General features: G+C 71.9%; 11 protein-coding genes. 9 read left to right on the forward strand and 2 right to left on the reverse strand.

Annotated features, from left to right (window positions below; translation table 11 throughout):
* The first annotated feature begins 52 nt into the window (after positions 1 to 52).
* The 6 genes from ACYVF4_RS08225 to ACYVF4_RS08250 all read left to right on the forward strand — a co-directional run bounded on the left by ACYVF4_RS08225 (position 53) and on the right by ACYVF4_RS08250 (position 7220).
* Positions 53 to 580 carry a tripartite tricarboxylate transporter TctB family protein gene (locus ACYVF4_RS08225; RefSeq protein ID WP_460721581.1) on the forward strand — a complete coding sequence of 176 codons (528 nt, stop codon included), beginning with the start codon at positions 53 to 55 and terminating at the stop codon, positions 578 to 580.
* Complete coding sequence (locus ACYVF4_RS08230; RefSeq protein WP_460721583.1) at positions 577 to 2214, forward strand: tripartite tricarboxylate transporter permease; 1638 nt, start codon at positions 577 to 579, stop codon at positions 2212 to 2214. The genes ACYVF4_RS08225 and ACYVF4_RS08230 overlap by 4 nt, the downstream gene beginning before the upstream one ends.
* On the forward strand, positions 2211 to 3080 hold the full coding sequence (locus ACYVF4_RS08235) for a dihydrodipicolinate synthase family protein (RefSeq protein WP_460721585.1): 870 nt from the start codon (positions 2211 to 2213) through the stop codon (positions 3078 to 3080). The genes ACYVF4_RS08230 and ACYVF4_RS08235 overlap by 4 nt, the downstream gene beginning before the upstream one ends.
* 4 nt (positions 3081 to 3084) lie before the next feature.
* Positions 3085 to 3981: a ribokinase gene (locus ACYVF4_RS08240; RefSeq protein WP_460721587.1), complete on the forward strand. Its 897-nt coding sequence runs from the start codon at positions 3085 to 3087 to the stop codon at positions 3979 to 3981.
* A gap of 90 nt (positions 3982 to 4071) precedes the next feature.
* On the forward strand, positions 4072 to 5589 hold the full coding sequence (locus tag ACYVF4_RS08245) for an FGGY-family carbohydrate kinase (RefSeq protein ID WP_460721589.1): 1518 nt from the start codon (positions 4072 to 4074) through the stop codon (positions 5587 to 5589).
* Complete coding sequence (locus ACYVF4_RS08250; protein WP_460721591.1) at positions 5586 to 7220, forward strand: fucose isomerase; 1635 nt, start codon at positions 5586 to 5588, stop codon at positions 7218 to 7220. Before ACYVF4_RS08245 ends, ACYVF4_RS08250 begins: the two co-directional genes overlap by 4 nt.
* Positions 7221 to 7419: 199 nt before the next feature.
* On the opposite strand, the gene ACYVF4_RS08255 is transcribed toward ACYVF4_RS08250, so the two are convergent.
* Both ACYVF4_RS08255 and ACYVF4_RS08260 read right to left on the reverse strand, forming a co-directional pair.
* The gene (locus tag ACYVF4_RS08255) at positions 7420 to 8112 is read right to left on the reverse strand and encodes a hypothetical protein (protein WP_460721593.1); all 693 of its coding nucleotides are present in this window, start codon (positions 8110 to 8112) and stop codon (positions 7420 to 7422) included.
* Positions 8109 to 8702 carry a hypothetical protein gene (locus tag ACYVF4_RS08260; RefSeq protein ID WP_460721595.1) on the reverse strand — a complete coding sequence of 198 codons (594 nt, stop codon included), beginning with the start codon at positions 8700 to 8702 and terminating at the stop codon, positions 8109 to 8111. The genes ACYVF4_RS08255 and ACYVF4_RS08260 overlap by 4 nt, the downstream gene beginning before the upstream one ends.
* A gap of 150 nt (positions 8703 to 8852) precedes the next feature.
* Here ACYVF4_RS08260 and ACYVF4_RS08265 point away from each other — a divergent pair, with 150 nt between their 5' ends.
* From ACYVF4_RS08265 to ACYVF4_RS08275, 3 genes are all read left to right on the forward strand, one after another.
* Positions 8853 to 10070, forward strand: a complete 1218-nt coding sequence (locus ACYVF4_RS08265; RefSeq protein WP_460721597.1) for a glycosyltransferase — start codon at positions 8853 to 8855, stop codon at positions 10068 to 10070.
* A 5-nt stretch (positions 10071 to 10075) separates the two neighbouring features.
* Positions 10076 to 11329 (forward strand): glycosyltransferase, encoded by a 1254-nt coding sequence (locus ACYVF4_RS08270; RefSeq protein WP_460721599.1) that lies wholly within the window; start codon positions 10076 to 10078, stop codon positions 11327 to 11329.
* Between the two features lie 213 nt (positions 11330 to 11542).
* Positions 11543 to 12508, forward strand: coding sequence for a GlxA family transcriptional regulator (locus ACYVF4_RS08275; RefSeq protein WP_460723084.1), 966 nt, complete (start codon positions 11543 to 11545; stop codon positions 12506 to 12508).
* Positions 12509 to 12556 lie beyond the last annotated feature (48 nt).

Below are 12556 nucleotides of genomic sequence, written 5' to 3' on the forward strand. Positions count from 1 at the left end.
CGGTGGGGGCGGGTCGATGATCCGCCCCCACCCGTCGCAGAAGAGGATGACCATGTCGTCGACGAATCACGCGCCGGCCGAGCCATCGGCCTCCGCCGCCCCCTCGCGCCCCCTCGAGATCGCCTTCGGCCTCGTCGCCGTGGGTGTCACCGCGGCGTACCTGTTCCTCTCGACGCAGATCGTGCTCCGGCAGCAAGCGGCGCCGGGGCAGATCGACGCGCGATTCTGGCCCACGCTGCTCGGGGTCGCCGGGGTGGCCGTCGCCGTCATCGTGCTCGCGATCGCCCTCGTCCGCCCGGCCCGCGACCGCGACGACCTCGACCGCGCCCAGCCCGGCGGCATCCTGCGGGTGAGCGTCGCGTCTGCCCTGACGCTCGCCTACATCCTGGTCTGGTCGGCGGGCTCGGTCATCGCGTTCGGATACCGCTTCGAGCTGTTCCCGATCGTCACCGCGCTCTATCTGCTGGCCCTGATGATCCTGTTCGGCGCCCGCAGATGGTGGGCGCTGATCCTGTACCCGGTCGTGCTGACCGCTTTCATCTACGTCCTGTTCGGAATGCTGCTGAGGGTCCCGCTATGAACGTCATCCTCGAGGGGATCTCCTCGCTGCTGGACTTCTCGGTCCTCGTCTCGCTTCTCGTCGGACTCTTCCTCGGGTTCCTCGTAGGTGCCTTCCCCGGGGTCACCGCCACGATGGCCGTCGCGCTCGCCGCCGGGTTCACCATGACCCTCGAGCCCATCCAGGGGCTCGCGGTGCTGCTGACCATCTACGTCGCGGCGAACTTCGGAGACCGTGTCCCGTCGATCCTCATCAACACCCCCGGAACCCCCGCGTCCATCGCGACCACCCTGGACGGCTATCCCATGGCCAAGCAGGGGCGGGCAGGTCTGGCGCTGACGATCTCTGCGCTGGTGTCCGCGGTCGGCATCCTCGCCTCGCTGGTGCTGTTCGCGGTGGCCGCCGTGCCCGTCGCCACGTTCGCCCGCGACTACTTCCGCTCCCCCGAGCTCTTCGCCCTCGTCGTCTTCGGGATCGCCGTCATGATCGGCATCTCGTCGAAGTCGATGCTGAAGGGCATCCTCGCCGGCCTGTTCGGGCTCATGCTCGGCACCGTCGGCACCTACTCGGCCACGGCCGACCAGCGCTTCACCTTCGGGGTGCTCGAGCTCGTCGAGGGCTTCAACTTCATCGCCGTGATCATCGGGCTGTTCGGCATCGCCGAGCTGTTCGACCAGCTGCTGACCCACCACACCGGCAAGACCCGTCCTATCTCGAGCCTCGGCCGCTGGTGGCCGACGCGCGGCGAGCTGCGCCAGACCCGGCGCGCGCTGGCGGTCTCGGGCGGCGTGGGGCTCGGCGTCGGCCTCATCCCCGCCGCGGGCGGCGACATCGCCGGCCTCATCGGCTGGGAGCGCGCGCGCAAGGTCTCCAAGCGGCCCGACCTGTTCGGCAAGGGATCGATCGAGGGCGTGACCGCCTCGGACACCGCGTCGAGTGCGACGCTCGGCGGATCGCTCACGACGACCATGGCCCTCGGCATCCCGGGCGACTCCGTCATGGCGGTCATGATCGGCTCGATGATCATCTGGGGCATCACCCCCGGTCCCAGCCTGTTCGCCGATCGACCCGACCTCGTCGTCTCGATCACGGGGATCATGCTCCTGGCGACCATCCTGTCGCTCGGGATCAGCCTCGTCCGCATGCGCGGCATGGTGAAGCTGCTCGACGTCCCGCAGCCGTATCTGTGGAGCGGGATCCTCGTCTTCTGCATCATCGGCACCTACGCCACGTCGAACAGCCTCTCGACGGTCGTGACGATGCTGGTCTTCGGGGTGATCGGTCTCCTCCTCAAGCGGCTGTCCGTCCCCGCCGGGCCCGTCGTTCTCGGTCTTCTGCTCGGGCCGCTGGCCGAGGAGAACCTCGCCCGCACCCTCGCGATCCTTCCCACCCGGCCGTTTTTCGAGGTCGTCAGCCCCATCGCGATCGCACTGCTGGTGCTCGCCGTTCTCTCGATCGCCATCCCGGCGATCCGCAGCGCTCGCGGCCGGGGCGGAACCTTCGCCGACTCGATCCTCGACGACGACACGCTCGCCGACATCGAGGCCAAGCACAGCGCGATCGACGCGCTGCCCGACCCCCGCACCGGCGTCGTCCGCACGGCGGACGACATCGAGGCCGCACACCCGCGACCCACCAAGGAGAACCCCTCATGACCCGACGAGACATCGTCACCGCGATCCCGACGAGCTTCCACCGCGACGGGTCCCTCGACCTCGAGGGCAGCCGGTCGATCTTCCGGTACGTCGCCGGCTCCGGCAACGAGGGCGCCTTCGTCCTCGGGACGACGGGCGAGTTCCCCGCGGTCGACGACGCCGAGTTCGAGGCGCTCGTAGCCGCCGCCCTGGCCGAACTCGGTGGCAGCATGCGCGTGATCGTCCACGTCGGGCAGCCGAGCGCCTACGAGGCGGTGCGCCGGGTGGGGATCGCCAAGCGACTCGGCGCGACGGAGTTCGCCGCCCTCACGCCGTACTACCTCGCCTCGCCCGAGGAGGCGGTGTACGACTACTTCGCGGCCGTCGCGGACGCCGTCGGAGACGGGTCCCTGTACGTGTACGTGTATCCGCGGCGAAGCGGCATCCAGGTCAGCCCCGCGCTGATGGCCCGCCTCGCGGAGCTGCCCGCGGTCGTCGGCGCGAAGGTGAGCGAGCTGGAGCTCGCGGACATCTCGGCCTACCGTGCCGTCGTGCCCCAGGACTTCATCATCTACACCGGGGCCGACCGCGACCTCGTCGCCGCCGGGCGGGCCGGTGCGCAGGGTGTCGTCTCGGGGGTGTCCTCGGTGCTGCCGAAGCCCTTCCGCGACCTCGCCGCGGCCGCCGACGGCGGCGACGAGACCGTACTGCGGTCCGCGCAGGCCGCTGTGGACGACGTCGTGTCGGTCATCGGCGGAGACATGGCCCGCATGAAGGCCGCGTACCGCGCGATGGGCGTCGCCGACGGCGTCTGCCGCATGGCGCTGGTCGAACCCGACGGCGATGCGGTCGCCGCGATCGAACGCGTCCTCACGACGTATCGTTGATCGCATGCGCGGTCGCGTCGTGGTGCTCGGAAGCGCCAACATGGACCTCGTCGTCAGGCAGCCCCGCTGGGTGCGGCCGGGCGAGACGATGTTCGGCTCCCACTTCTCCACCGGACCCGGCGGCAAAGGGCTGAACCAGGCCGTCGCGGCCGCGCGGGCGGGGGCGGATGTCGCCTTCATCGGTGCTGTCGGTTCGGACGACTTCGGTGCGCGGCTGGCCGACGGGCTGGCTGCCGAGGGCGTGGACACGACCGCGCTCCGGCGGGTCGGCGCCGCCACCGGGATCGCGCAGATCACGGTGACGGACGACGGCGAGAACGCGATCGTCGTGGTGCCGGGCGCGAATGCCGAGTCCGCCCTGTCGGACGCCGACCGCGCCGCCATCGACGGCGCATCGCACCTCGTCGTCCAGCTCGAGCGGCCACACGCGCTCCTGCGGACCGCGCTCGCCTACGCGCGGGACCGCGGCGTCACGACCGTGCTCACCCCGGCGCCGGTCGCCGACGAGTCCCGCGAGCTGATCGGGCTGGCGGACATCCTCCTGCCCAACGAGCGCGAGGCCATGGAGCTCTCGGGCGAGGCCACCGCCGAGGCGGCGGCCAACTCTCTGAGCCGCAGCGCGGGCACCGTCGTGGTCACGCTCGGCGAGCGGGGCGCGCTCGTGGCGCAAGGCGGCGCGGTCGTCGCCACCGTGCAGCCGCGCCGCGTGAAGGCCGTCGACACGACCGCCGCGGGCGACACCTTCGTCGGGGTGCTCGTGGCGTGGCTGTCCTCGGGCGAGGATTTCGCGGCGGCGCTGGATGCCGCGACGGCGGCGGCCGCGATCGCGGTCACGCGGACGGGCGCGGCGGACTCGATGCCCGCGCGCGACGAGATCGACGCGCTGCTCGCCGCCGGCTGACCCGGAGACCACTGCGGATCCCTTTCCGCACACTCGCATTGAAATCGATTTCACGATACGCTCGACACGACACCACGGAGGTGACCGATCATGGCTGATTGCGTACTGGGCGTCGACGTCGGCACATCCAGCACCAAGGGCGTGCTGGTCGATGCCCGCACCGGCGCAGTCCTGGCCACCGCGACGCTCGCGCACGACGTGGCGCGTCCTCGTCCCGGTCACGTCGAGATGGATGCCGGGGTGTGGTGGAACGAGTTCGTCACGCTCAGCAGCCGCCTGCTGGGCGATGCGGTCGCCGCCGGCGACGAGTCCCGCGTCATCGCCGTCGGCGTCAGCGGCATGGGACCCTGTGTCCTGCTCGCCGATGAGGAGGACCAGCCGGTGCGCCCGGCGATCCTCTACGGCGTCGACACGCGGGCGGTCGCGCAGATCGAGCGGCTGACCGCCGTGCTGGGCGCGGACGAGATCGTGCGGGTGGGCGGTTCGTCGCTGACGACCCAGGCCGCCGGGCCGAAGATCGCCTGGGTCGCCGACGAGGAGCCCGGCGACTACGCCCGTGCGCGCCGGCTGTTCATGCCGGCATCCTGGCTCGCGCGCAAGCTCACGGGCCAGTACGTCCTGGACCACCAGTCCGCGAGCCAGGCGACGCCGCTGTACGACATCGACTCCGGCGCGTGGCACGACGCCAACTGGGAGCGGATCGCCCCCGGGATCGAGCAGCCGCGCCTGTGCTGGGCGGGCGAGGTCGCCGGCACCGTGACCGAGACGGCTGCGGCGGCCACCGGCATCCCGTCGGGCACTCCCGTGATCGCCGGGACGATCGACGCCTGGACCGAGGCGGTGAGCGCCGGCGCCCACGGCCTCGGCGACCTGATGCTGATGTACGGCTCGACCATGTTCCTCGTGGCGACCGGACCCGAGACGCTGCGCACGCCCTCGATGTGGACTACCGTGGGGGCGTTCCCCGGCACGCGGAACCTCGCGGGGGGCCTGGCGACCTCGGGCGCCCTGACGAGCTGGATCAAGGGGGTCGCCGGCGGCGACTTCACCGACCTGCTCGCCGAGGCCGACGCGTCCGGACCCGGCGCCCGCGGCCTGCTGATGCTCCCCTACTTCGCGGGGGAGCGGACTCCGATCCTCGACCCCGACGCGCGGGGGGTCATCGCCGGCCTCACCCTCGACCACACCCGCGGAGACCTCTACCGGGCCGCGCTCGAGGCCACCGCGTTCGGGGTGCGCCACAACGTCGAGACGATGCGCGCCGCCGGCGCCGAGATCACCCGCATTGTCGCCGTCGGCGGCGGCACCCAGGGGCGACTGTGGCTCCAGACGGTGTCGGACGTCACCGGGCTCGTCCAGGAGGTGCCGCGCATCACGATCGGCGCCAGCTACGGAGCGGCGTTCCTCGCGGCATCCGCCGTCGCGCCCGACGGCGAGACCCCGCGCATCGAGCGGTGGAACCCCACCGAGACCACCATCACCCCCGACCCGGCCAAGCGCGAGCGCTACGACGAGCTGTTCGGGCTCTACATCGACCTCTACCGCGGCACCCGCGACGTCGTGCACGTCCTGGCCGCACACCAACGCACGGAAGGAAACCGTTCATGACCTATTCGTTCCCCGCTGCGGCGGAGCGCCCCGCCGCCGCGAGCCGCACCGCCTACCTCATCGCCTCGGGCGACCTGCGCGAGTCGGCCAACACCGCCGGCTGGCCGACGCAGGCCCAGATGGAAGCCGACGTGACCGCCGCGCTCGCCGACCTCGGCTGGAGCGTCACCCGCGCCAACGACGTCGACCCCGAGACCGGCCACGGCTTCATCTCGAGCCAGCGCATGGGACTCGAGGTGTTCAAGACGATCCCCGTCGACGCGCCCCTCATCGTCGCCGAGGCGGTCTGGCAGTACTCCCACCACGTGCTCGCGGGCCTGCGCACGCACCAGGGACCCCTCCTGACCGTCGCGAACTTCGCCGGCGACTGGCCGGGACTCGTGGGCCTTCTCGGCCTGAACGCGGGCCTGACCAAGATGGGCAAGGACTACGCCACCATCTGGTCGGTCGACTTCACCGACGACTGGTTCAAGGCCGGACTGAAGGAGTGGACCGAGACCGGCCGCATCACCCACGACGCCTCGCACGTGCGCCCGCTCCCGGCCCTGCCCGACACCGACGAGGTCTCCCTCGGCCGGGCCCTCGGCGACCAGCTGCTGGCGGACAAGGCCATCATCGGCGTGTTCGACGAGGGCTGCATGGGCATGTACAACGCGATCTTCGACGACGAGCTGCTCAACCGGACCGGCATCTACAAGGAGCGCCTGTCGCAGTCGGCGCTGTACGCCGAGATGCTGAACGTGACGGATGCCGAAGCCGACGCCGCCCGCGACTGGCTCGTGGACCGGGGGATGACGTTCCGCTTCGGGACCGACGAGGCCACCGAGCTCACCGAGGCGCAGGTGCGGTGGCAGATGAAGATGTACATCGCCGCGCTGCGCATCGCCGACGACTTCGGTCTGGATGCCGTCGGCATCCAGTACCAGCAGGGCCTGAAGGACCTGGTGCCGGCATCCGACCTCGCCGAAGGCGTCCTCAACTCCACCGAACGGCCCCCGGTGCTCTCGCGCGACGGGTCGCGTGAGCTGTTCGCCGGCCGCGCCTTCCCGCACTTCAACGAGGCGGACGAGGGCGTCGCGGTGGACGCGCTGATCACCGACCGCGTGTGGACGGCGATGGGCCTGGTTCCCGACAACACCCTGCACGACGTGCGCTGGGGCGAGGACTACGACGGACAGTTCGTGTGGGTGTACGAGATCTCGGGCTCGGTCCCCGCATCGCACCTCGGCGGCTGGGACAAGGCCGAAGGCTGGCGCCAGGGGCCGGTGTTCTTCCCCGCCGGCGGCTCGACGATCAACGGCGTCTCGAAGCCCGGCGAGGTCGTGATCTCGCGCGTGTTCATCGCCGACAGCATCCTGCAGGCCGACATCTTCCGCGGCTCGGTCATCGAGCTGCCCGCCGAAGAGACTGAGCGGCGCAAGCAGGCCACGAACCCGGAGTGGCCGATCGCGCACGTGGTGCTGCACGACGTCACCCGCGACCAGTTCATGGCCCGTCACAAGGCCAACCATGCGCAGATGGTCTATGCGCCGGATGCCGAGACCGCCGACAAGGCCCTGCTGGCCAAGGCCGCGATGTTCGACCGCGTCGGCATCAAGGTCAACCTCGTCGGCCGCGTCGCCATCGCCTGACCCCCGCCCCGCGCGTCGCGCCTGCACCCCCGGCATCCCGTACGTATCACGTGATGTCGACGAGATCACCCGTTGCGGACCGTCCGTAGCGGGTGATCTCGTGCGTATCACGTGATCTGGACGCGGAGAGGCGCGGAGAGGCGCGGCGAGCGCGCGGGGGCGCGAGAGTGCGGGGGATGCCGGGGGCGGCGGGCGCGGGCTACTCCAGGGTGCGGAAGGTGTAGGTCAGCGCGACGCTCGAGCTGCGGGTGTCGACGTCCAGGCGCGCGCCCACGCGGGCGCCCTTGGACTCGACCATGGGCAGCTCGGCGCTGTAGGCGTCGCCGTCCTGCCGCTGCGCGGCGAGCAGGTCCTCGTTCAGCTGCGTGAGCTGCTCGGGGCTCCACCCCCACGACGGCGCCACCGACCGCAACGACGACATCGCGTTCGCCCACGTCGGCCGTCCCTGCGGCGAGGTCACCACGGCGGCGAGCTCGCCGTCCTCGGTGACGAGGGTGAACGCGTCGATGAGCTCGATGCTGAAAGTGCCCTCTTCGCCGAGGATGATCGCGGTCACCGGCACGAGCGGCTCGATCGTGCGCTCGCCGTCGGGCTCGAGCCCGAGCTGCTCGGCCGACAGGCCGTCCTCGCGCAGCTTGACCCGCAGCTCGCCCTGCCGGGTGAGGAAGTCCACGCCGGTCTGCGTGAACAGCGACGAGCCGTCCTCGGCCTGCTGGTCGGTGGCGGCCTCGGGCTCGGGCTCGCTCCACCACGAGCCGCCGACGACGACCGCCCCGACGATGACGCCTACGCACAGCAGCGCGGCGATCGCCGTGGGCACCCACGACAGCAGGCGCTTGCGTCGACGGCGCCGCTCGGCATCCGTCATGGTCGAAGGGATGCCGGCGCTCACGCCGGACCGATCCGCAGGACGCCGGGGGTCTCGCCCAGCGGCAGGTCGTCGACGAGGCGCAGGGTGCGGGCGAGGTCGTCGACGGCGCCGATGACGGTGCCGAACCGCTCGCGGTCGGAGCACACGGCGGTGACGGTGACGAAGTGGGATCCGGTGTCCCACGTGTAGGTCGCGAACGGCGGCGTGCGCTCGTCGCGGGGGAGGGGCATGGCGAGCTTCTCGCCCTCGCCGAGGTGGGGGTTGCGGAACGACTCGGTGTCGTCGTACTCCATGGGCATCATCGCGCGAGCCGCCCGCAGCTCGTTCGTCGCGCGCTGGACCTGCGCCATCACCACGAGCAGGTCGGGGTCGCTCTTCCACACCCACGCCAGCACGCGCCCGGCGGCCCGCTTCATCAGGAACGGCGCCGCCTGGCTCATCGCCCACGCGGCCACGCCGCTGCCGGGGCGCTCGGTGTGCCCGACGGCCCGGCCGGCCTGGGTCAGCAGCATCCGGATGGCGGCCTTGCGGTGGCGTCGCCCGCGCCACCCGAGGGACTCGGTCACGGGAACCCAGCGGTCGGGGGCGGCGTCGGCCTGCAGTCGGGGCATGCCTCCAGCGTACGTCGGTGACGCCGGGCGCTCGCCGGGCGCCTGCGGCGGGGCACCCGGGCGTGCAGCGCCGCTCGGGTACAGTGGATGCCGCGCGCCGAAGACCCCTCGCATTCGCGCCCTCGACGCACAGACAGGTCCACACATCCCGTGACTGATACCGCGACGCCCGACGATTCCGCCGCCCCCGCCGCGGGCTCCCGTCCCCTGACGATCCTCATCGGCGCGGACACGTTCCTGCCGCACGTGAACGGCGCCGCCCGCTTCGCCGAGCGCCTCGCCGCCGGCCTGGTCGCCCGCGGCCACGAGGTGCACGTGATGGCACCCAGCCGCACGCACCGCGAGCACGGGGTGTTCACCGAGGTGATCGAGGGCGAGCAGCTCACCATGCACCGGCTGCCGTCGTGGCGCTGGCTGCCCCACGACTGGCTGACCTTCGTGCTGCCGTGGATGTCGAAGTTCTACGCCCGCAGGGCACTGGATGCCGTCAAGCCCGACGTCGTCCACATCCAGTCCCACATCGTCATCGGCCGCGGGCTCGCCCGCGAGGCCCACAAGCGCGGCATCCCGATCGTGGCGACGAACCACGTGATGGCCGAGAACGTCCTGGACTTCACCACCCTGCCGCCGGTGCTGGACAAGATGTTCGTCAAGCTCGCGTGGGACGACGCCAAGCGCACCTTCGACTTGACCCGTGCGGTCACCACCCCGACCCGCAAGGCCGCGGACTTCCTCGAGAACACCATCGACATCGACGGCGTGCTGCCGGTCAGCTGCGGCCTGGACGCGAAGAACTACACCGCCGACCTGACGCCCCGCGACGCCAACCGGATCGTGTTCGTCGGGCGCCTGACGACCGAGAAGCAGATCGACGTCGTGCTTCGGGCGATCACCAAGCTCGACCCGGCGCTGGACGTGCACTTCGACGTCATCGGCAACGGCGACCAGCGGCGCAACCTCGAGGAGCTCGCCGACCAGCTGGGCCTGGCCTCGCGGGTGAGCTTCCACGGGCACACCACCGACGAGGAGCTGCGCGGCTACCTCACCCGGGCGAGCGTCTTCGCGATCGCCTCGATCGCCGAGCTGCAGTCCATCGCGACGATGGAGGCGATGGCGTCGGGCCTGCCGATCGTCGCCGCCGACGCCGTGGCGCTGCCGCACCTCGTGCACGACGGCGAGAACGGCTTCCTGTTCCGCCCGGGCGACGTCGACGACCTCGCCGCGAAGCTCAACCGCGTGCTGCGCCAGACTCCCGACGAGCGCCGGCGGATGCAGCAGGCATCGCTGGACGGGGTGAAGGTGCACGACATGACCCGCACCCTCGAGACGTTCGAGGCGCTGTACCGCGGCGAGCCGGTCCCGGAGTAGCCCGCGTGCACATCCTGATGTTCGCCGACCAGCACGTGGAGTCGCTGGGCGGCGCGCAGGTGTCGATGCGGCTGCAGCGCCGCTACCTCGAGCGGGCCGGGCACACCGTCACGATCGTCGCGCCCGCCATGCACGGGCCCCGGGCGAAGACGGCGGTCCCCGCGCGCGCCGCTGCGGGACCCGCCTACATCGACCTGCCGTCGATCCCCATCACCGCTGACCGAGAGTACTCGTTCTCGTGGCCGGGCGCGCGCGCCGACCGCTTCGTCGACCGGGCGCTCGCGGGCCGGCCCCCCGTCGACCTCGTGCACGTGCAGGCGGACTTCTGGGGCGGGTTCATGGGCCATCGCTTGGCCACGCGCCACGGCATCCCCGTCGTGCACACGATGCACAACCGTGTGGACGTCGGCATCGAGGCCACGACGCCGGCGCCGCGACTCGTGCTGCGCGCGCTCAACGCGTGGCAGCGCAGGGCGCTCGGGATGCCGGTGGACGACGAGCCCGGCCACGACGGGTGGTCGTTCCTGCGCCGCTTCGCCGCGCGCTCGCAGGCGGTCACCGCCCCCTCGGCCCATTTCGCCCGCCGGCTCGAGGAGCACGGGGTCGTCCCCGCCGGGCCCTTCGGCACCGACGATGCCACCGGCGCCCGGCGCCGCGTCGAGGTGGTGTGGAACGGCATCGACGACGACCTGCTGGACGCCGTCCTCGCCGACGCGCCGGCCCAGCGGCCGGCCGGCCCGCCCCGGTTCGTGTGGCTCGGGCGCATGAGCGCCGAGAAGCGGCTGCTGCCCTTCCTCGACGCGCTCGCCGCGTCGGGGATCGCAGCCGAGGTCGAGCTGATCGGCGGCGGCGCCGACGAGGCGGCGGCCCGGCGCCTGATCGAGCGGCGGCGGCCGACGGCATCCGTCGTGTTCGCCGGCCGGCTGCCGTACCCCGAGACGCTCCGCAGGATCGCGGCGGCCGACGCCGTCGTGCAGACCTCGATCGGCTTCGAGACGCAGGGGATGACGGTGTTCGAGGCGGCGTCGCTCGGGACTCCCGCGATCGTGAGCGACCCCGACATCGGCGGCGAGCTGGGATCCGGCGCGTGGCGCGTCGCCGACTCCTCGGTCGACGCCCTCGCCGAGGCGCTGCGCCGGGCGGCCGCCGATGTGGCCGCCGGAGCCGCGCCCCAGCCCGACCCGACCGTGCGCGAGCGGTTCCGGCAGTCGTCCCGGACCGACGCGATGCTCGAGGTCTACCGGGGCGCGCTGGGCTGAGCGGCGTGAGCCCGGGTCAGGGATGCCGGGTGGGCAGGCGGCGGTAGCCGTCGAGCGGCAGGGCGGCGAATGTGCCGACCAGGCCGGCGGCGGCCAGGGCCGCGAAGAGGATGAACGTGAACATGGCAGGAACGCTACGCTTGCACGGCGACTGCCACGAGTGGCAGGATGGACACGCTTCGCCCGAATCCTGCCAGCCTCTCGGAGGACCTCATGCAGACCGTCGCCGTCATCGTCCAGCCCGGCTTCGCGCCGTTCGAGTTCGGCCTCGCGTGCGAGGCGTTCGGGCTCGATCGCTCGAATGACGGCATCCAGAACTTCGACTTCCGCATCGTCACGCCCGAGCCCGGCGCCGTCCCCAGCAACATCGCGTTCTCGATCAACGTCGATCACGACCTCGCGTTCGCCGACGAGGCGGACCTCGTCGTGGTGACGCCGGTGCCGCGGAGCGCCTGGGCGAGCGTGGACCGCCGGGTGGCCGACGTGATCCGACGCGCGGTCGACCGCGGCGCGTGGGTGCTCACCGTCTGCAGCGGGGCGTTCGTGGTCGCGGCATCCGGGGTGCTCGACGGCCGTCGCGCGACCACCCACTGGATGTACGCCGAGACGATGCAGCAGATGTACCCGCAGATCGACGTCGACCCCGACGTCCTCTACGTGCAGGACGGCCGCATCATCACCAGCGCCGGCACCGCCGCCGGGCTCGACGCGTGCCTGCACCTGCTGCGGCAGGAGCTCGGCGCAGAGGCGACCAACCGCATCGCGCGGCGCATGGTCGTCGCCCCGCAGCGCGACGGCGGCCAGGCGCAGTTCATCGACCGGCCGATGCCGCTGACGCCCTCGCAGTCGCTCGCGCCGGTGACGGACTGGATGCTCGAGAACCTGCGGCAGGACCTCACCGTCGACCAGCTCGCGGCGAGGGCGCACATGTCGCCGCGGACCTTCGCGCGGCGGTTCAAGGCGGACTTCGGCACGACGCCCGCGGCGTGGCTCGGCCGCCAGCGGATCCTGCACGCGCAGCGGCTGCTCGAGAACACCGACCTCGGTCTGGATCGCATCGCCTACGAGGCCGGCTTCGGCTCGGCCGCCGTGCTGCGGCAGAACTTCGCGCGGGTGCTCGGGCTCACCCCGACGGCGTACCGTGCGCGCTTCAGCTGCGCCGGCGACGCCGTCGCCTGACGCCCCGTTGCCGCGACGGCGGGCTGCTGGTAAAGTTGAGCCTGTTCG

The sequence above is a fragment of the Microbacterium aureliae genome, from assembly GCF_054780155.1.

Coding starts and splice junctions, on each gene's coding strand:
- ACYVF4_RS08225 (WP_460721581.1), top strand. CDS start 53: ATGTCGTCGACGAATCACGCGCCGGCCGAGCCATCGGCCTCCGCCGCC.
- ACYVF4_RS08230 (WP_460721583.1), top strand. CDS start 577: ATGAACGTCATCCTCGAGGGGATCTCCTCGCTGCTGGACTTCTCGGTC.
- ACYVF4_RS08235 (WP_460721585.1), top strand. CDS start 2,211: ATGACCCGACGAGACATCGTCACCGCGATCCCGACGAGCTTCCACCGC.
- ACYVF4_RS08240 (WP_460721587.1), top strand. CDS start 3,085: ATGCGCGGTCGCGTCGTGGTGCTCGGAAGCGCCAACATGGACCTCGTC.
- ACYVF4_RS08245 (WP_460721589.1), top strand. CDS start 4,072: ATGGCTGATTGCGTACTGGGCGTCGACGTCGGCACATCCAGCACCAAG.
- ACYVF4_RS08250 (WP_460721591.1), top strand. CDS start 5,586: ATGACCTATTCGTTCCCCGCTGCGGCGGAGCGCCCCGCCGCCGCGAGC.
- ACYVF4_RS08260 (WP_460721595.1), bottom strand. CDS start 8,702: ATGCCCCGACTGCAGGCCGACGCCGCCCCCGACCGCTGGGTTCCCGTG.
- ACYVF4_RS08275 (WP_460723084.1), top strand. CDS start 11,543: ATGCAGACCGTCGCCGTCATCGTCCAGCCCGGCTTCGCGCCGTTCGAG.